The sequence below is a fragment of the Micromonospora sp. NBRC 110038 genome (genome assembly GCF_020884815.1).
GTDB lineage: Bacteria > Actinomycetota > Actinomycetes > Mycobacteriales > Micromonosporaceae > Micromonospora > Micromonospora haikouensis.
The window spans coordinates 111,182-128,471 of sequence record NZ_BBOL01000013.1; the positions used below are offsets into that span (position 1 = coordinate 111,182).

Sequence of the window (17,290 nt, forward strand, 5' to 3'; positions counted from 1 at the left end):
TTACAGGGTCGAGACGTAGAGTTGCGCCTGCTCCACCGCGACGAGGGTCGCCGCGAGGCATTCCTCCAGCTCCTGGCTGGCCTGGGTCAGTGACGCCTGCGCCGCCTCGACGGTCTCGTGCCCGCTGCCCTCCAGCGCCCCGGCCAGTGTCTGCTGCGCCTCGGCCAGCTTCTCACCGGCCGCCTGCACCGCGGTCTGCCCGTCGCCGATCTGTTGGAGGGCGACATCGATGGCTGCCTTCAGCTCGGCGACGCTCGCCACGGGGACCTCCTGGGGGCGGGGAGATCTCCATTACAACCCATCCCCCGTGGGGAGAGAACATCCGCCCTGTCGGTGTTGCTGCCCGGCTGTCCGATTACGTCACTGACGTGCGCAAACCCCGCCCGAATGTCTCGTCCGCGCGTCACCCGATCCCACCCACAGGACTCACCCCCCTCGGCCGGGCGTCCGGTGATCAAGAGGTTTGCGTCACCGTCGAGATCAACCCTGACACTCTTCTCTTGATCACCGGCCGGGGTGGGTGGGGTGGGGTGGGGTGGGGGTCAGGTGGGGAGCCAGCGGGGGCCCTGGACCTCGGCGCCCAGCGCGCCCACCCGGGAGCGCAGCTCACGGTCGGCGGTGACCACGAGGCGGCGGCGGCCCGGGGCGGCCCCGACGAGGCCGACGATGGTGTCGTCGCCCGACCCCGGGGCGGCGACCACCCGCACGCCCGGCACGGCCGGGACGCCCCGCGCGGCGCCCTCCACCACCAGCACCACCTCCGCCGGCCCGGGCAGGTGCGGCGGGACCCCGGACTCGGCCAGCGGGACGAGGGCGTCGCGCAGCCGGGCGGTGGCCCCGGCCCGGTCCCGCCACCACCCGTCGGGGCGCGAGCCCACCACGTTGGCGGCGTCCACGATCAGCAGCGGCGTCGGCTCCATGCCCCCAGCCTGCCACCGCCGTGCGGTCGTCCCCGCCCGGCCCGCCGGGTCACCCGCCCGCGTCGCCGCCCCGGCGCCGGCCCGCCGCCCCGTGCCCCACGCCTCCTCCCCGTGCCGCCCCGTGCCCTGCGCCTCCTCCCGCTCTGCTCCCGCCCGGCCCGCCCGGCCCGTCCCCGCCTCCGGCCGCGTTTGTCGCGCCGGCCGCCGGGTAGCCACCGCCGACCGTGCCGGCGGCGACCGCACCGGCGAGCGTGCCCGACCCGCGGGAGGACAACGATGATGGGACCCGGCGACCTCGGCTCCGACCCGTGGGACGAGTTCCTGGCCCGGTACTTCGGCCGGGGCGAGGGGGGACGCCGGCCGGCGCACCGGGTCGACATCACCCGGCTGATGACCGCCGACGCCCGGGAGATGCTCGCCGACGCGGCCCGCCGGGCGGCGCAGCGGCACAGCAACGACCTCGACACCGACCACCTGCTCTGGGCGGCGTTGCAGCGCGACGCGCTGCGCGACCTGGTACGCCGGGCCGGCGCCGACCCGGACGCCCTGGTCAACGCCCTCGGCGGGCGCGGCGAGGGCAAGCCCGGGGGAGAGGTGCCGCCGAACCTGTCCCTGACCCCGGCCGCGAAGCGGGCGCTGCTCGACGCCCACCAGCTCTCCCGCGCGATGGGCGCCAACTACATCGGCCCCGAGCACATCCTGATGGCGCTGCCGCTGAACCCGGAGTCGCCGGCGGGCCGGATGCTGGCCGCCGGCCGGATCCAGCCCGAGTCGTTGCAGGCGGCCAGCGCCGAGCGCGGCCCGATGTCCGGCCCGAAGCCCGACCACGGCACCCCGACCCTCGACCAGTACGGCCAGGACCTCACCGAGCTGGCGCGCAACGACCAGATCGACCCGGTGATCGGGCGGGCCGCCGAGATCGAGCAGGCCGTGGAGATCCTGTCCCGGCGGACGAAGAACAACCCGGTGCTCATCGGCGAGGCCGGCGTCGGCAAGACCGCGATCGTGGAGGGCCTGGCCGAGCGGATCTGCGACGGCGACGTGCCGCAGACGCTGATCGGCAAGCGGGTGGTGCAGCTCGACCTGGCGGGCCTGGTCGCCGGCACCCGTTACCGGGGCGACTTCGAGGAGCGGCTCAAGAAGGTCATCGAGGAGATCCGCGCCCACCGCGACGAGCTGATCATCTTCCTCGACGAGATCCACACCCTGGTCGGCGCGGGCGGGGCGGGCAGCGAGGGCGGCATGGACGCGTCCAACATGCTCAAGCCGGCGCTGGCCCGCGGTGAACTGCGGGTGATCGGCGCGACCACCCTGGACGAGCACCGCCGCAGCATCGAGAAGGACGCCGCGCTCGCCCGCCGGTTCCAGCCGGTGCTGGTGCCCGAGCCCACCGTCGAGGACACCGTCGCCATCCTGCGCGGCCTGCGGGACCGCTACGAGGCACACCACCAGGTCCGGTTCACCGACGAGGCGCTGGTCGCCGCCGCCGAGCTGTCCGACCGGTACGTCACCGACCGGTACCTGCCCGACAAGGCCATCGACCTGATCGACCAGGCCGGGGCCCGGGTGCGGCTGCGCAACCGCACCCCCGCCTCCGACGTGCGGGAGCTGGAGCAGCAGCTCGACGAGGTACGCCGGGACAAGGAGCAGGCGGTCGCCGACGAGCAGTACGAGCGGGCGTCGGCCCTGCGCGACCGGCTCGCCGAGCTGGAGGCGCAGATCAGCCGGGCCAAGGGCGACGACGGCAGCGGCTCCCAGGTCCCGGCCGTCGGCCCGCAGGAGATCGCCGAGGTGGTGTCCCGGGCCACCGGCATCCCGGTCGCCCAGCTCACCGAGGAGGAACGCGACCGGCTGCTGCGCCTGGAGGGGCACCTGCACCAGAAGGTCGTCGGCCAGGACGACGCGGTCGGCGCGGTCGCCGAGGCGGTGCGCCGCTCCCGCACCGGGCTGGCCGACCCGAACCGGCCGATGGGTAGCTTCCTCTTCCTCGGCCCCACGGGCGTGGGCAAGACGGAGCTGGGCCGGGCCCTGGCGGAGGCGCTGTTCGGCGAGGCCGACCGGATGATCCGGCTGGACATGAGCGAGTTCCAGGAGCGGCACACCGTCGCCCGGCTCGTCGGCGCGCCCCCCGGCTACGTCGGCTACGAGGAGGCCGGCCAGCTCACCGAGGCGGTGCGCCGCCGCCCGTACGCGGTGGTGCTGCTCGACGAGATCGAGAAGGCCCACCCCGACGTGTTCAACATCCTGCTCCAGGTGCTCGACGACGGCCGGCTCACCGACAGCCAGGGCCGGACGGTGAACTTCAAGAACACCGTACTGATCATGACGAGCAACCTCGGTTCGGAGCTGATCACCGGCACCCAGCGCGCCGTGGGCTTCGGCGCGGGCGAGCCCGGCTCCGAGCGGGAGAGCGACGAGCTGCGCGAGCGGCTGATGCGCCGGCTCCAGGAGAACTTCCGCCCGGAGTTCCTCAACCGCATCGACGAGGTGATCATCTTCCGGCGGCTGGAGCAGCAGCAGCTGCGCCAGATCACCGAGCTGCTGCTGGAGGAGACCCGCCGCCGCCTGCACGCCCAGGACATTGACGTCGCGTTCACCGTCGCCGGGATCGACTGGCTCGCCGAGCACGGCTACCAGCCGGAGTTCGGTGCCCGCCCGCTGCGCCGGGTGATCCAGCGCGAGGTGGACAACCGGCTGTCCCGGATGCTGCTGGAGAGCGCCGTCTCGCCCGGGCAGCGGGTCACCGTGGACGCCCGCGACGGCGCGCTGGCCTTCGAGGTGGGCGCCGGCGACCGGGGCTACACCGCCGCCACGACGTCCCACCCCCGGTGAAGGGCGGAGGCCGCAGATGACCGAGCCCGAGGAGGCCGCCGAGGAGGCCGGGACCGACCCGGACCGCAGCGAGCCGATCGAGGCACCGCCGACGGCCAACCCCGCGCGGGTGCGGGTGCCGCCGGAGGGCCTGGGTTCCCACACCGGCGATCCGGAGCCGTCCGGGCCGCCGCCCGGAGAGGAGGCGTGATGGTACGCGAGGCGCGACTCGATCCCGAGGTCGAGGTGCTCTGGGAGGACTTCCACGCCGAGGTGAACGTGACCTCCGAGCAGCTGCGCAGCTGGCTGCTGACCCGCGGCTCCGGCACGGAGTCGTTCGGGGCGGGGCCCGACCTCGACCTGCCCGAGCCGGGCCGGCAGATCCTGGCCGTGCTGCGCAAGCGCAAGGTCGACCTCACCCGCGAGGACATCGAGGTGATGCGGGAGGCGGTCGACCGGATCCGGTCCCTGACCGCCGCCCGCCCGGCCGACGGCGTCGCCGACGACGAGTGGCGGCGTGCCCTGCTCGACCTGGGCCACGACGCCCTCGTGGAACGCTGACCTCCCGCCCGTCGGCCCGCCGGGCCCGCGTGCGACGGCCCGACCGGTGAAGGCCCCGCTGCCCGGCGACGGCGGCGGGGCCTCGGCCGGGCCGGGCTCACTCCGATTCCATGCTGCCGATCTGCAGGCCGAAGGCGTCGGCGGCGGCCTGGCGTTCCCCGCGCGCCCGCTCCTCCCGGCTGAGCAGGGTGGCGTACTCGGTCACGTCGGCGGGGCCGGGGACCTCGGGCAGGCGGCGCAGGAACGCCTCCACGTCCCGGGCGGCGGCGCTGTGCGCGGCGGCCGCCACGCGCAGGGTCTCCCGGTCGTCGGCGGTCGGTTGGGCATCGGTCATGGGCCCGTGATACCCACCGTCAGGCGGTTCGCACCCCGGAACCGGCGCCCCCGGCGAGCGGCCCGGCCGGTGCCGACCGGCGTACCCCGAAGTCGGGGTGCCGCAGCAGCCAGGCCAGGTAGTCGGGGTGCGTGGCGAGCGAGTCGTCGTACACGGCCACCGCCGCCTCCAGCACCTCCTCGGCGAAGCTCGCGCCGGCCGAGTCGGGGTGCCAGCCCAGCAGCAGCCGCCAGCGCAGCGGCGCCCCGGCCAGCCGGCGGGTCACCAGGCCGGGGACCGGGCGGAAGGTGGCCTGGCACAGGGCCACCGCCGCGCCGGCCTCCACCAGGTCGATGCAGCCGCGCACGTCGGCCTCGTACACCTTGCGGGGGGTGAAGCCGGCGCGGGCGCAGGCGGCGGCAAAGCAGTCGCCGAAGCAGCCGTCGCCGGGTGCGGCGACCCACTGCTCGGCGCGCAGGTCCACCAGCCGCACCTCGTCGTGGTCGGCCATCGGGTGCTGCTCGGGCAGCAGCACCTGCACCGGCTCCAACGCCACCTCCCGCCAGGTCAGCCCGTACCCGGCCGGCGGAACGGCGTCGCCGCAGACCCCGACCAGCGCGTAGTCCAGCCGGCCGCCGCCGACGAGCTGGGCCAGCTCGTCGGCGGACCAGGAGGCGTACGTGGTGATCTGGGCCTGTGGGTGCGCGGCGGCGAGCCGGTGCACCAGGCGGCCGAGGATGGGGCTGTTCACCCCGCCGAAGCGGTACCGGGCGGGGGTCGGGCCCGCGCCGGCCAGCCGGGCCGCCTCGTCCTGGAGGCCCTGCATGGCCGGCAGCAGCACCCGGGCCCGGGCCAGCACCAGCTCGCCGAGCGCGGTGGGCCGGGCGCCCCGGCGGTCCCGTTCGAACAGCGGCCCACCGAGTGCCCGCTCGATGCGTTGGAGCTGGGCGGTCAGCGCCGGCTGGGCCAGGCCGAGCGTGGACGCCGCCTTCGTCACGCTCCCCGTCTCCGCGATGGCGCAGACCACCCGCAGGTGTCTCAGCTCCAGATTCATACGGTGACGGTATGACCACGGAAGGATCGATGGAAGGGCTCTGGCGGATAGGAGTTGGCCAATGTCTATTGGTGACCGCCCGGTATCCGGTCGGTGACCCCGTCGTAACCGTCCGGTATCCGGTCAGTCGCCGGGTGGAAGCAGGTCCGACGCGTACGTGGGCCGCCCCGTCACGGCGTCGCGGACCTTGTCCACCACCCCCACCGCCGGCTCGACGATCCGGTTCCACGGCGGGCTCGCCGGCGTCCCCGGGTGCGGCCGGGTCGGCGCGGCCTCCTCGGCGATCTCCCACCGGTTGCCCAGCCGGATCAACTCGGCGGCGGTGGCCACCTCGCGCAGCGACGCCAGCAGCGCCGCCGTCCCGGCGACGTGCCGGCGCACCCGGTCGGCAACGTCGGCCAACGCCGGATCCGCCGGCCCGGCCAGCGACTTCAGGGCGGCCAGCAGCTCGGCCGCCGCCCCGACCTCCCGGTCGACCGCCGCGGCCGCCCCGGGCACCGCCGCCCGGACGGCGGGGAACAGGTACTGCTCCTCCGCCGACAGGTGCCGCGACACCACGGCGGTCAGCACCTCGACGACCTCGGCGAGCCGCTGCGGCGCGGCGTCCGGGCCGGTGACCCGGTCGACCAGGTCGAGCAGCTGCCGGTGCTCGCGGCCGACGAGGTCGACCACGCTCGGGCCGCCGGGTCGGTAGCCCTCCTCGGGCACGGGCGGCAGCGGCGGCAGGGGAACGGTCATGGTGCCCTCCTCGGCGGGCGGGCGCGCGCTGCGAGGAGGAGGCGGCCCGGTGAGCGGTGCGGGACGGCAGCGGCGGTACCCAGACCGCGTACCGCCGAAACGGCGGGCCCGCGCGACCAGGCCGCCCGGGGCGCCGGCGGCGGTGTCGGGCGGCCGGGGGAGCTGCCCGACCGGCGCGGCTGGTATGAAGAACCGATGACGAGCGACGCCGCCTCCGCCCCGCCCGACCCCACCGCCGAGGTCGTCGACCTCTGCCGCGACCTGCTGCGCATCGACACCACCAACACCGGGGACAACGCCACCAGCGCGGGCGAGCGCTTCGCCGCGGAGTACGTCGCGGAGAAGCTCGCCGAGGTGGGCGTCGAGTCCCGCATCCACGAGTCCGCCCCCGGCCGGGCCAGCCTCGTCGCCCGCATCCCCGGCGCCGACCCCGGCCGGGACGCCCTGCTCGTCCACGGCCACCTCGACGTCGTCCCCGCCGACGCCGACGAGTGGTCGGTGCACCCGTTCTCCGGCGAGCTGCGCGACGGCTACCTGTGGGGTCGGGGCGCGATCGACATGAAGGACTTCGACGCCATGGTGCTGGCCGTGGTGCGGAACTGGCAACGCACCGGCGTCCGGCCCGCCCGCGACATCGTGCTGGCGTTCACCGCCGACGAGGAGGCCGGCAGCGACTACGGGGCGCACTACCTCGTCCAGCACCACCGCGACGCCTTCGACGGCTGCACCGAGGCCATCGGCGAGGTCGGCGGCTTCTCCTACACCGTCGACGCGTCGCAGCGGCTCTACCTCATCGAGACCGCCGAGAAGGGCATCGACTGGCTGCGGCTGCACGCCAAGGGCCGCCCCGGCCACGGCTCGATGGTGCACGACGACAACGCCGTCACCGCGCTCGCCGAGGCCGTCGCCCGCATCGGCCGGCACCGCTTCCCCGTGGTCGTCACCGACACCGTGCGGGCCTTCCTGGAGGAGGTCTCCGACCTGCTCGGCGTCGAACTCGACCCCGAGGACCCGGAGGCGGCCATCGCCAAGCTCGGCCCCATCGCCAACATCATCGGCGCGACCATCCGCAACACCGCCAACCCGACCCGGCTCGCCGCCGGCTACAAGGACAACGTCATCCCCGGCCGGGCCACCGCCACCATCGACTGCCGCAGCCTGCCCGGCCAGTCCGAGCTCCTCGAACAGCAACTGCGCGAGCTGGTCGGCCCCGACATCGCCATCGAGTACGTCCACCGCCAGCCCGCCCTGGAGACCACCTTCGACGGCGACCTCGTCGAGGCCATGTCGGCGGCGCTGCGGGCGGAGGACCCGGGCGCCCGGCCCGTGCCCTACATGCTCTCCGGCGGCACCGACGCCAAGGCGTTCTCGCAGCTCGGCATCCGCTGCTTCGGCTTCGCCCCGCTGCGGCTGCCGCCCGACCTCAACTTCTCCGGCCTGTTCCACGGCATCGACGAGCGGGTGCCGGTGGACGGACTACAGTTCGGCGTGCGGGTTCTCGACCGCTTCCTCCGGAATTGCTGACCGTGTCCGCCGCCCCATCCCGCCCGGCACGGATCGTCCCCCATCGCGAAGGGAACGCACATGACCGACCAGCACGGTGAGCTGGACGCCGCCCTGGAGCGGGTGATCGACGCCGCCCGCCACCACCTGGCCGCCGTCCGCGCCGCACAGGGCCGCATCGACGACGACGACGTCTGGCAGGCGTACGTCGCCCTGAACAACGCCTCGTTCGCCTACGACGAGCAGTTGCTCGACGCGTTCGGCGAGGTCACACCCTGGGATGTCGAGTCCATCGACCCCGACGAGGCCGACGAGCGCTTCGGCACGGCCGAGGGCGTCGAGGCGACCGACCCGCACCCCCGGGTCATCTCGGTGCGCCAGCGCCGCGACTACCGGGTGCCCAGCGTCGCCGCGCTGATCCGGGCCGCCGAGGCCGCCCGCCGCGAGGGCACCCCCGAGGAGGACGAGGCCGCACCCGTCGAGGGCGTCGGCGAGGCGGTGCTGGAGCTGCTGCAGAGCGGCGACGGCTCGCTGTCCGCGCTGGACGTGCCGGAGCTGGAGCCGCTCGACGGGGTCGTGATGGTCAGCGAGGTCGGCACCCCCGTCGACCTGGAGTCCTTCGACGACGACGATCCGGTGGGCCCGTTCCAGCCGGCCGCCGACGACCGCCTCGTGGGCCGCCTCGACGAGCACCCGTTCCTCGACGTGACCGACGAGGAGCACGACCACGCGGGCCACGACCACGCGGGGCACCACCACTAGGCCGGGCTCGTCCCGGGGCCCGGCCAGCCGGCCGGGCCCCGGGACGCCGGGCTCGTGCCGCCCGGGTCAGTACGACAGGCCGGGCTGCGGCTGGTTCACCACACGGCGCCGCAGCACCACCTGCCGCGTGCCGTCCCGGTACAACCGCACCCGGGCCAGCTCCCACCCGGAGAACTCCGCCTGGATCGCCAACTGCGCCGCGGCGGTCAGCCGGTCGACGTTCGAGGGCAGCCGCAGCGGCGCGTATTCGTAGTCCATGCGTTCCATGCTGCCCAGCCCGGCGGCCGTCCGCCACCCTCCGCGCCCCGCCCGGCAGCGCGGGGGCCTGGCCGGATCCGCTCAGCCGTCCCGCTCGGGATAGCCCACCGGCACCGCCGACACGTCGTCGAGCGCGACGATGATCTCCGCCGGCAGCGTCATCCGCTCCACCTGGAGCGCGCCGAGCAACTGCCCGACCGTCCGCGCGCCGAGGATCGGCGCCGTCACGCCCGGCCGGTCCCGGATCCACGCGAGCGCCACCTCCAGCGGCGACACGCCCAACCCCCCGGCCGCCGTGGCCACCGCCTCCACGATGCTGGAGCAGCGCGGCTCCAGGTACGTCGCCACGAACGGCTCGAAGTGCGGCGACGCCGCCCGCGAGTCCGCCGGCCGGCCGTGCCGGTACTTGCCGGTGAGCACCCCCCGCCCCAGCGGCGACCAGGGCAGCACCCCCAGCCCCAGCGCCGCGCACGCCGGCAGCACCTCCCGCTCGACGCCCCGCTCCAGCAGCGAGTACTCCACCTGGGCGGCCACCACCGGCGCGCGCCCCGGCCAGGCCGCCTGCCAGGCCGCCGCCCGGGCCGTCTGCCAGCCCGAGAAGTTCGACACCCCGACGTAGCGGACCCGGCCGCTGGCCACCGCGTGGTCCAGCGCCGCGAGGGTCTCCTCCAGGGGCGTGTCCGGGTCGTACCCGTGGACCTGCCACAGGTCGACGTGGTCCGTGCCGAGCCGGCGCAGCGAGGCGTCCAGGGTGCGCAGCAGGTGACCCCGGGAGCCGTCTCGGCGCCGGCCGCTGCCCGGCCGCAGCCCCGCCTTCGTCGCGATCAGCAGCTCGTCGCGGGGAACCAGGCTGCCCAGCAGCGACCCGATGACCGACTCCGCGTCCCCGTCGCCGTACACGTCGGCGGTGTCCACCAGGTTGCCGCCCGCGTCGAGAAAGCTCTTGAGCTGGGCGGCCGCGTCGTCGGCGTCGGTGTCCCGGCCCCAGGTCATGGTGCCGAGCGCGAGCCGGGAAACCGCCAGCCCGCTTCGGCCGAGCGGTCGCTGTTGCATGGGTGAACCTTATTTCGAACCCGCCGCCACGGATATCCTCGCTCCCGTCAAGTTCCTGCTCGCCCTCCGGGCGACACCCTGCACCCGGCCGGGCGGCGGGTTCGGGGGTGAGCCGGTGATCGGCCGGGCCGCCCGCATTGCGTAACCTGATGCGACCTGTGGTGCGCCGATGGGGGAGGACCAGTGCGACTCGGGCTCAGTCTCGGATACCAGACGGCGTGGAGCACACCCGCCGACCATTTGGCGCTCGCCCAGGAGGCCGACCGGCTCGGCTACTCGGTGGTGTGGGCGGCGGAGGCGTACGGCTCCGACTCGCCGAGCATGCTGGCCTGGATCGCCGGCCAGACCGAACGGATCGACGTCGGCAGCGCGGTGATGCAGATCCCCGCCCGGACCCCGGCCATGACCGCCATGACGGCGGCGACCATCGACACGCTCTCCGGCGGCCGGTTCCGGCTCGGCCTGGGCGTCTCCGGCCCCCAGGTCTCCGAGGGCTGGCACGGGGTGCGCTTCGCCAAGCCCCTCGCCCGCACCCGCGAGTACGTCGACATCGTCAAGCTCGCCATCGCCCGCAAGGAGGTCGCGTACGACGGCGAGTTCTACACCCTGCCGCTGCCCGACGGCCCCGGCAAGGCGCTGCGGCTGGGCTTCCACCCGCCGCGCGAGCAGGTCCCGATCTACCTCGCCGCCGTCGGCCCGAAGAACCTGGAGCTGGCCGGCGAGATCGCCGACGGCTGGCTGGCCGTCTTCTACGCCCCGGAGTTCGCCGACGAGCAGCTCGCCGCCGTGGCCGCCGGCCGGGCGAAGGCCGGCAAGGAGCTGGCCGGCTTCGACGTCGTGCCGTCGGTGCCGGTGGTCGTCGGCGACGACGTCGCGACCTGCGCCGAGCTGGTCCGCTGGTACGCCGCCCTCTACGTCGGCGGCATGGGCAGCCGGCAGCAAAACTTCTACAACCAGCTCGCCACCCGGATGGGCTACGGCGACGCCGCCCGCGAGGTGCAGGACCTCTACCTGGCCAAGCGGCAGCGCGACGCGGCCGCCGCCGTGCCGATGGAGTTCATCGACCGCACCTCGCTGCTCGGGCCCAAGGAGCGCATCGCCGAGCGCCTGCGCGAGTACGCCGCCGCCGGCGTCACCACCCTGTCGGTGACCCTCTTCGTCGCCGACCGCGACAGCGGCGTGCAGACGCTGCGCACCGTCGCCGAGGCCCTCGAGATGTCCGGGGTCGGCGAGTGACCTGGATCGAGGCCATCGTCCTGGGCGTCGTCCAGGGGCTCACGGAGTTTCTGCCGGTCAGCTCGTCGGGGCACCTGCGCATCACCTCGGCGATCTTCTTCGGCCGGGACGCCGGCGCGTCGTTCACCGCCGTCACCCAGCTCGGCACCGAGGCGGCGGTGCTCATCTACTTCGCCAAGGACATCTGGCGGATCACCCGAACCTGGATCGTCGGGCTCTGGGACCGCTCGGTGCGTGCCAGCCTCGACTACCGGATGGGCTGGTACGTCATCGTCGGCTCGATCCCGATCGGGCTGTTCGGCTTCCTGTTCAAGGACCAGATCCGCACCGCCGGGCGCAACCTGTGGCTGGTCGCCACCACCCTGATCGTCTTCGCGTTCGTGCTGGCCTTCGCCGAGTACTGGGGGCGCCAGCACCGCACCCTGGAGAACTTCCGGATGCGCGACGGCATCGTCATGGGCTTCGCCCAGGCGATGGCGCTGATCCCCGGGGTGTCCCGCTCCGGCGGCACGCTCACCGCCGGACTGCTGCTCAACCTCACCCGGGAGGCGGCGGCCCGGTACTCGTTCCTGCTCGCCATCCCGGCGGTCGTGATGTCCGGCATCTTCAGCGTCGGGGACGTCTTCGAGCCGTCCGCGCCGGGGACGTCCACGCCGAGCGGGGCGCAGATGGTGGTGGCCACGCTCATCGCCTTCGTCATCGGCTACGCGGCCATCGCCTGGCTGCTGCGCTACGTCGCCCACCACACCCTCTACGTCTTCGTGCTGTACCGGGTGGCCCTGGGCACCCTCGTGCTCGCCCTCCTGATGACGGGCACCATCGCCGCCACCTAGGAGCGCTTGCAAGGAAGGGCATCTTCTAACGGAGCCCTTTCCCTGCGCTCGGCTGGGTGAGGTGGAGACGCCGCCGGCCGGGCCCCGGTGATCGGGGCCCGGCCGGCGGCGTGTGTTCGCTGGGTCAGCTGTTGTTCCAGTGCTGGGTGACGAGGTCGGCGGCCTGCTGCTCCCACTGCGCGTAGGCGTCGGGGTAGGCGGAGACCTGGACGGTCTGGGCGGCGTCGGTCAGGGGCATGTCGTGCCAGCCGTCGACCTGTCGCAGGCCCTTGAGGAACGCGGTGGTGGCGTACTGCGGGTCGGTGATCTGCTCCGGCGAACCCCAGCCGCTGGAGGGGCGTTGCTGGAACAGGCCGAGGGAGTCGTGGTCGTTGCGGTCGCCGAGGTGGCCGAGGTTCTGCAGCTTCGATTCCTGCAGGGCGGTGCCGATGGAGATGACCGCGGCGCGTTCGTCGAGGCCGGTCTTCTTGGTGGCGGCGATGATGGCCTTGGCGTTGGCGGTCTGTTCGGCGTCGAGGTCGATGCGCGACTGCGTGCCCTGCACGCCGTGCGGGATCAGCTTGGCCGTGTCCACGGCGGCGGTCGTGTCGGCCTGTACGGCGGCGACGGGCCGCGCGTCAACAGTGCCGGTGTCGGTGGTGGTGGCGTGGTGGAGGGGGCCGGCGGCGAGGCCACCGGCGAACGCGAGTCCGGCGATGCCGAGGACGCTCTTACGCAGGATGGTCGTGTTCATGAGGGGTGTCTCCTATCGGGGGGGTCGACACCGGCCCGTAGGGGTGGGCGGGTGTGAGCACCACGTCGAGGCGCCCGAACAACGAACAAAGGGGGAAAGAAAAAGATGAGGGAGGGCCGGGGCGGCTGCCGTGAGGTACCGCGCCGGGTCCGGGTGTAACGACCGGCGACCCGTCCCCATTCCCCGGGGCCTGATGCCGAGGCGGCCGGCACGCCGCGGGGCGGACCGGGCGTCGGTGGGGCAGGCGCGTCGGGTGAGCCAGCACGCGAGCGGCCCGGGGCCTGCCGGATCGGGGGATCCGGGGTGCTGCTGCGGTCGTCCGTCAGGTGTAACGCCCCCGCCCCGGCCAGGATTCCGGCCGCGGGGTGCCGCCGGTCACCCCGCCCGCCCCCTCGCCGCCCCACCGGGGCGGACAATCCGCCCATTCCGGCGGAGGGGTGACGGGATGCCGGGCAGGTGGCGGTATCAACGACGCGGGATACCCCCACCTCCCCGACATGAAGTCGATCAACCCAGCCACGCCCCGCCGGCCCGCCCGCCCCGGGGTCCGTCGGTCACCCCGGCCCCGCCCCGCCCCACGTCGCGCCCACGCCGGACCCGTCCCACGCCACCGCGCCGGGTCGGACAAACCACCCAATCGGGCGGTCGCGTGGTGGGATGCCGGGCAGGTGGGGGTATCCCGGCGCGTTGATGCCGCCATGTCACCGACACGGAGTCGATCAACCTCTCGCCGCGGCCCGGTCCGTACCGCCTAGGGTGGGCAGCGTGGCGACTCTTCTCCTCCTGCGGCACGGCCGCACCACCGCGAACGCCGACGGCGGTCTCGCCGGACGGCAGCCCGTCGAGCTGGACGACACGGGCCGGGCCCAGGCGACGGCGGTGGGTGAGCGGCTGCGCGGGCTGCCCCTCGCAGCGGTGGTGACCAGCCCGCTGGTCCGGTGCCGGCAGACCCTGGAACTGGCCCTGCCGCAGGCCGCGCCGACGGTGGACGAGGGGCTGATCGAGTGCGGGTACGGCAGTTGGGAGGGACAGCCGCTCAAGAAGCTCGCCAAGGAACCGCTCTGGCCGGTGGTCCAGCAGCACCCGAGCGCCGTCGTCTTTCCCGACGGGGAGGCCATGGCGGCGATGGCGGCCCGAGCTGTCGCCACGGTGCGTTCCTGGGACGCCCGGATCACCGCCGAGCACGGGCCCGAGGCGGTCTGGTTGGCGTGCAGCCACGGCGATGTGATCAAGGCCATCGTCGCGGACGCGCTCGGCGTACACCTTGATCTTTTTCAGCGCATCGTCGCGGACCCGGCGTCGGTCACGGCGATCCGGTACACGCCGCTGCGGCCCTTCCTGCTGCGGCTCAACGACACCGGCGGTGACCTGGCCGGGCTGGTGCCGCCGCCGCGCCGGCGCCGACGGCGGGCCACGCGGCCGGCGGAGTCCGACGCGGCGGTCGGCGGGGGAGCGGGGGCCACGCGGTGAGGCCGGCGGCGGGCGTCCTCCCGGTCCGTCGGCCCGGGTGGCAGGACGGGTGCGGCGCGGGCGCGCGATTCCGGGTCGGTGGGGTGCGCGACGCTGTGGCACGCCGGATAGGGTCGTGGGTATGACCCACCAGGTGCACGCCTTCGAGCCGCCGGAGCGGTTCGTCGCCGGGACCGTCGGGCCGCCCGGGGAGCGCACGTTCTTCTTGCAGGCCCGCGGCGGAGGCCGGCTGGTCAGCGTCGCGCTGGAGAAGGTCCAGGTGTCGTTGCTCGCCGAGAAGCTGGAGGAGTTGCTCACCGAGGCGCAGCGCCGTTTCGGCGTGCAGTTGCCCGAGGCGGTGACGTCGGTGGGCGACAACGACCCGCTGGACACGCCGGTCGACGAGGAGTTCCGCGTCGGCACCCTCGGCCTGGCCTTCGACGTCGACACCGCGACCGTCGTGATCGAGGCGATCGCCGCCGGCGAGGCGGAGACCGAGGTCGAGCTGGGCGGCGACGAGGACGAGGACGACGATGAGGACGACGAGGAGCCGGACGAGGACCTGGACCGGCTGCGCGTCCGGTTGACCCCCGAGGCGACCCGCGAGTTCATCGAGCGGGCCCGCCGGGTGGTCAACGCCGGCCGCCCGCCCTGCCCGCTCTGCGGCCAGCCGCTGGATCCCGCCGGGCACCTCTGCCCGCGGCACAACGGTTATCACCGGTGACCTCGTCGGACCTCGACCGTCGGCAGGACGACGTGGCGACGCTACGGCTGCTCCGCGACGGTGAGCTGACCGTCGAAGGCCGCCTGGTCGACGCGTCGAACGCGACGCTGCTCGGTGCGCTCACCCTCGACGGGGTGAGTGCCCGCTGCGTCTACAAGCCGGTGCGCGGCGAGCGTCCCCTCTGGGACTTCCCGGACGGCACCCTCGCCGGCCGGGAGGTCTCGGCGTACCTGGTCTCCCGCGCCACCGGCTGGGACCTGGTCCCGCCGACGGTGCTGCGCGACGGCCCGTTCGGGCCGGGCTCCTGTCAACTGTGGATCGACGAGCCCGACGACGCCGAGCCGCTGGTCGGCTTCGTGCCGGCGGAGGCGGTGCCGCCGCGCTGGTTCCCGGTCGCGGCGGCCCGGGACGACGACGGTGCCGCGTACGCACTGGCCCACGCCGACGATCCGCGCCTGGCCCGGCTGGCGGTGCTCGACGCGGTCATCAACAACGCGGACCGCAAGGGCGGCCACGTGCTGCTCGGCGCGGACGACCGGCTCTACGGCGTCGACCACGGGGTGAGCTTCCACGTGGAGGACAAGCTGCGCACCGTGCTCTGGGGTTGGGCCGGCCGGGAGCTGCCGCCGGACGCCCTGGAGATGCTCGCCGACCTGACCGTCCGGCTCGGCGGGGAGCTGGGCGAGGAGCTGGCCGAGCACCTGACGATCCGCGAGGTCGCCGAGCTGACGGCCCGGGTGGGCCGGCTGCGCGACGGTGGCCGGTTCCCCCAGCCGCCGCAAGACTGGCCGGCGATGCCCTGGCCGCCGATGTAGCCGTCGGTCCGACCGTCCGGCAGGCCCGACCGCGCCGCCCACCAGGGGCGTGAGCGGTTGTCGCGTTGGTCACCCGTGGGGTGGGTCCGGCGCGCGGGGCGGCTGGCTAGGCTGACGGTCATGGAGTCTTGGACGGGACATGAGGTGCCACGGCTGCCCGGCAGGGGCGGCCCGCTGACATTGTTCGACTCGGCGCGACGCGGTGCCCATCCCAGTCGACCTGGCGACGTGGCCACCATGTACGTCTGCGGCATCACCCCGTACGACGCCACGCACCTCGGCCACGCCGCCACCATGATCACCTTTGACCTGGTGCAGCGGATGTGGCTCGACGCCGGCCTGACGGTGCGCTACGTGCAGAACGTCACCGACATCGACGATCCGCTGCTGGAGCGGGCCGAGCGCGACGGCGAGGACTGGAAGGTCCTGGCCATGCGGGAGACCGCGCTGTTCCGCGAGGACATGGAGGCGCTGCGGATGATCCCGCCGGCGCACTACGTCGGCGCGGTCGAGTCGATCCCCGACATCGCCGACAAGGTTCTCACCCTGCTCAAGGACGGGGCCGCGTACCGGCTCGACGACGGCACCGGGGACGTCTACTTCGACATCGCCGCCGCGCCCGAGTTCGGCTACGAGTCCAACCTGTCCCGGGCCGAGATGCTGGAGATCTTCCCGGAGCGCGGGGGCGACCCGGAGCGGGCCGGCAAGCGCGACCCCCTCGATCCGCTGCTGTGGCGCGGCGCCCGCGAGGGCGAGCCGTCCTGGCCCGGCGGCGACCTCGGCCCGGGCCGGCCCGGCTGGCACATCGAGTGCGCGGTGATCGCGCTGAACCTGCTCGGCGAGTCGATCGACGTGCAGGGCGGCGGCAACGACCTGCTCTTCCCGCACCACGAGTGTTCCGCCGCGCACGCCGAGCGGCTCACCGGCCGGTCGCCGTTCGCGACCCACTACGTGCACGCCGGCATGATCGGCCTGAACGGCGAGAAGATGTCGAAGTCCAAGGGCAACCTGGTCTTCGTCTCCCGGCTGCGCGCCGACCGGGTGGATCCGATGGCGGTGCGGCTCGGGCTGATGGCCGGCCACTACCGCGCCGACCGCACCTGGACCGACGAGCTGCTCGCGGCCGCGCAGGAGCGCCTGGCCCGCTGGCGGCGGGCCGCCACCGCGCCGTCCGGGCCGTCCGGCGACGACTTCCTGGCGGGGGTACGCGAGCGCCTCGGCGACGACCTGGACACCCCGGGCGCGCTCGCGCTCGCCGACGACTGGGCAGAGCGTGCCCTCGCCGGCACGGGCACGGACCCCGAGGCCCCGGCCCTCTTCGCCACGACCGTCGACGCCCTCCTCGGCCTCCGCCTCTAACCCCACCCCCACCCCCACCCCCACCCCGCCCCACCCCGCCCCCGCTCTGGTCGGTGATCAAGAGAAAAGCGTCAAAGTTGATCTCGACGATGACGCAAACCTCTTGATCACCGGGGCGGGGGCGGGGCGCGGGGGGAGCAGGGGGCGCGGGGCGGGGGCAGGGTGGGG

General features: G+C 74.3%; 19 protein-coding genes. 11 read left to right on the forward strand and 8 right to left on the reverse strand.

Annotated elements, in window-relative coordinates; genetic code table 11:
• Together LPU61_RS30670 and LPU61_RS30675 are read right to left on the reverse strand one after the other, a co-directional pair.
• Positions 1-261: a hypothetical protein gene (locus tag LPU61_RS30670; protein ID WP_007076395.1), complete on the reverse strand. Its 261-nt coding sequence runs from the start codon at positions 259-261 to the stop codon at positions 1-3.
• A gap of 281 nt (positions 262-542) precedes the next feature.
• Positions 543-920, reverse strand: coding sequence for a hypothetical protein (locus LPU61_RS30675; protein WP_043968756.1), 378 nt, complete (start codon positions 918-920; stop codon positions 543-545).
• Between the two features lie 276 nt (positions 921-1,196).
• On the opposite strand from LPU61_RS30675, the gene LPU61_RS30680 reads away from it, so the two are divergent.
• The 3 genes from LPU61_RS30680 to LPU61_RS30690 are packed head-to-tail and all read left to right on the forward strand — an operon-like array spanning position 1,197 to position 4,292.
• Positions 1,197-3,752 (forward strand): ATP-dependent Clp protease ATP-binding subunit, encoded by a 2,556-nt coding sequence (locus LPU61_RS30680; RefSeq protein WP_229406890.1) that lies wholly within the window; start codon positions 1,197-1,199, stop codon positions 3,750-3,752.
• Positions 3,753-3,768: 16 nt separating this feature from the next.
• Complete coding sequence (locus tag LPU61_RS30685; RefSeq protein WP_158229503.1) at positions 3,769-3,942, forward strand: hypothetical protein; 174 nt, start codon at positions 3,769-3,771, stop codon at positions 3,940-3,942.
• Entirely contained in the window at positions 3,942-4,292 is a 351-nt protein-coding gene (locus LPU61_RS30690) for a DUF3140 domain-containing protein (RefSeq protein WP_043968760.1), read from the forward strand. Before LPU61_RS30685 ends, LPU61_RS30690 begins: the two co-directional genes overlap by 1 nt.
• Positions 4,293-4,389: 97 nt before the next feature.
• Here LPU61_RS30690 and LPU61_RS30695 read toward each other — a convergent pair whose 3' ends face one another.
• From LPU61_RS30695 to LPU61_RS30705, 3 genes are all read right to left on the reverse strand, one after another.
• Positions 4,390-4,626 carry a hypothetical protein gene (locus tag LPU61_RS30695; RefSeq protein WP_043968761.1) on the reverse strand — a complete coding sequence of 79 codons (237 nt, stop codon included), beginning with the start codon at positions 4,624-4,626 and terminating at the stop codon, positions 4,390-4,392.
• Positions 4,627-4,645: 19 nt separating this feature from the next.
• Positions 4,646-5,659 carry a LysR family transcriptional regulator gene (locus LPU61_RS30700; protein WP_043968762.1) on the reverse strand — a complete coding sequence of 338 codons (1,014 nt, stop codon included), beginning with the start codon at positions 5,657-5,659 and terminating at the stop codon, positions 4,646-4,648.
• Positions 5,660-5,782: 123 nt separating this feature from the next.
• Positions 5,783-6,397 (reverse strand): hemerythrin domain-containing protein, encoded by a 615-nt coding sequence (locus LPU61_RS30705; protein ID WP_043968763.1) that lies wholly within the window; start codon positions 6,395-6,397, stop codon positions 5,783-5,785.
• 195 nt (positions 6,398-6,592) lie between these two features.
• On the opposite strand from LPU61_RS30705, the gene LPU61_RS30710 reads away from it, so the two are divergent.
• The gene (locus tag LPU61_RS30710; protein ID WP_043968764.1) at positions 6,593-7,921 is read left to right on the forward strand and encodes a M20/M25/M40 family metallo-hydrolase; all 1,329 of its coding nucleotides are present in this window, start codon (positions 6,593-6,595) and stop codon (positions 7,919-7,921) included.
• A 60-nt stretch (positions 7,922-7,981) separates the two neighbouring features.
• Positions 7,982-8,662 (forward strand): hypothetical protein, encoded by a 681-nt coding sequence (locus tag LPU61_RS30715; RefSeq protein WP_229406891.1) that lies wholly within the window; start codon positions 7,982-7,984, stop codon positions 8,660-8,662.
• A gap of 66 nt (positions 8,663-8,728) precedes the next feature.
• Here LPU61_RS30715 and LPU61_RS30720 read toward each other — a convergent pair whose 3' ends face one another.
• Both LPU61_RS30720 and LPU61_RS30725 read right to left on the reverse strand, forming a co-directional pair.
• On the reverse strand, positions 8,729-8,920 hold the full coding sequence (locus LPU61_RS30720; protein ID WP_043969542.1) for a DUF5703 family protein: 192 nt from the start codon (positions 8,918-8,920) through the stop codon (positions 8,729-8,731).
• A gap of 81 nt (positions 8,921-9,001) precedes the next feature.
• On the reverse strand, positions 9,002-9,973 hold the full coding sequence (locus tag LPU61_RS30725; RefSeq protein WP_043968769.1) for an aldo/keto reductase: 972 nt from the start codon (positions 9,971-9,973) through the stop codon (positions 9,002-9,004).
• 183 nt (positions 9,974-10,156) lie between these two features.
• Here LPU61_RS30725 and LPU61_RS30730 point away from each other — a divergent pair, with 183 nt between their 5' ends.
• Positions 10,157-11,209 carry an LLM class F420-dependent oxidoreductase gene (locus LPU61_RS30730; RefSeq protein WP_043968772.1) on the forward strand — a complete coding sequence of 351 codons (1,053 nt, stop codon included), beginning with the start codon at positions 10,157-10,159 and terminating at the stop codon, positions 11,207-11,209.
• Positions 11,206-12,042: an undecaprenyl-diphosphate phosphatase gene (locus LPU61_RS30735; RefSeq protein WP_043968773.1), complete on the forward strand. Its 837-nt coding sequence runs from the start codon at positions 11,206-11,208 to the stop codon at positions 12,040-12,042. The genes LPU61_RS30730 and LPU61_RS30735 overlap by 4 nt, the downstream gene beginning before the upstream one ends.
• Before the next feature lie 124 nt (positions 12,043-12,166).
• Here LPU61_RS30735 and LPU61_RS30740 read toward each other — a convergent pair whose 3' ends face one another.
• The gene (locus LPU61_RS30740; RefSeq protein WP_043968775.1) at positions 12,167-12,775 is read right to left on the reverse strand and encodes a hypothetical protein; all 609 of its coding nucleotides are present in this window, start codon (positions 12,773-12,775) and stop codon (positions 12,167-12,169) included.
• 756 nt (positions 12,776-13,531) lie between these two features.
• On the opposite strand from LPU61_RS30740, the gene LPU61_RS30745 reads away from it, so the two are divergent.
• The 4 genes from LPU61_RS30745 (at position 13,532) to mshC (ending at position 17,122) form a co-directional block, all read left to right on the forward strand.
• A complete protein-coding gene (locus LPU61_RS30745) occupies positions 13,532-14,245 on the forward strand; it encodes a histidine phosphatase family protein (protein WP_043968776.1) in 714 nt (237 codons plus the stop codon).
• 121 nt (positions 14,246-14,366) lie between these two features.
• Entirely contained in the window at positions 14,367-14,948 is a 582-nt protein-coding gene (locus LPU61_RS30750) for a DUF3090 domain-containing protein (protein ID WP_229406892.1), read from the forward strand.
• Positions 14,945-15,763 carry an SCO1664 family protein gene (locus LPU61_RS30755; protein WP_229406893.1) on the forward strand — a complete coding sequence of 273 codons (819 nt, stop codon included), beginning with the start codon at positions 14,945-14,947 and terminating at the stop codon, positions 15,761-15,763. Before LPU61_RS30750 ends, LPU61_RS30755 begins: the two co-directional genes overlap by 4 nt.
• A gap of 120 nt (positions 15,764-15,883) precedes the next feature.
• Positions 15,884-17,122: a cysteine--1-D-myo-inosityl 2-amino-2-deoxy-alpha-D-glucopyranoside ligase gene (gene mshC, locus LPU61_RS30760; RefSeq protein WP_043968782.1), complete on the forward strand. Its 1,239-nt coding sequence runs from the start codon at positions 15,884-15,886 to the stop codon at positions 17,120-17,122.
• The last annotated feature ends 168 nt before the right edge of the window (positions 17,123-17,290 follow it).

Bases quoted from the DNA above. Each gene is read 5' to 3' on its own strand.
- LPU61_RS30675 (WP_043968756.1), bottom strand. From the start codon at position 920: ATGGAGCCGACGCCGCTGCTGATCGTGGACGCCGCCAACGTGGTGGGC.
- LPU61_RS30680 (WP_229406890.1), top strand. From the start codon at position 1,197: ATGATGGGACCCGGCGACCTCGGCTCCGACCCGTGGGACGAGTTCCTG.
- LPU61_RS30685 (WP_158229503.1), top strand. From the start codon at position 3,769: ATGACCGAGCCCGAGGAGGCCGCCGAGGAGGCCGGGACCGACCCGGAC.
- LPU61_RS30690 (WP_043968760.1), top strand. From the start codon at position 3,942: ATGGTACGCGAGGCGCGACTCGATCCCGAGGTCGAGGTGCTCTGGGAG.
- LPU61_RS30695 (WP_043968761.1), bottom strand. From the start codon at position 4,626: ATGACCGATGCCCAACCGACCGCCGACGACCGGGAGACCCTGCGCGTG.
- LPU61_RS30700 (WP_043968762.1), bottom strand. From the start codon at position 5,659: ATGAATCTGGAGCTGAGACACCTGCGGGTGGTCTGCGCCATCGCGGAG.
- LPU61_RS30705 (WP_043968763.1), bottom strand. From the start codon at position 6,397: ATGACCGTTCCCCTGCCGCCGCTGCCGCCCGTGCCCGAGGAGGGCTAC.
- LPU61_RS30710 (WP_043968764.1), top strand. From the start codon at position 6,593: ATGACGAGCGACGCCGCCTCCGCCCCGCCCGACCCCACCGCCGAGGTC.
- LPU61_RS30715 (WP_229406891.1), top strand. From the start codon at position 7,982: ATGACCGACCAGCACGGTGAGCTGGACGCCGCCCTGGAGCGGGTGATC.
- LPU61_RS30720 (WP_043969542.1), bottom strand. From the start codon at position 8,920: ATGGACTACGAATACGCGCCGCTGCGGCTGCCCTCGAACGTCGACCGG.
- LPU61_RS30725 (WP_043968769.1), bottom strand. From the start codon at position 9,973: ATGCAACAGCGACCGCTCGGCCGAAGCGGGCTGGCGGTTTCCCGGCTC.
- LPU61_RS30740 (WP_043968775.1), bottom strand. From the start codon at position 12,775: ATGAACACGACCATCCTGCGTAAGAGCGTCCTCGGCATCGCCGGACTC.
- LPU61_RS30750 (WP_229406892.1), top strand. From the start codon at position 14,367: ATGACCCACCAGGTGCACGCCTTCGAGCCGCCGGAGCGGTTCGTCGCC.
- mshC (WP_043968782.1), top strand. From the start codon at position 15,884: ATGGAGTCTTGGACGGGACATGAGGTGCCACGGCTGCCCGGCAGGGGC.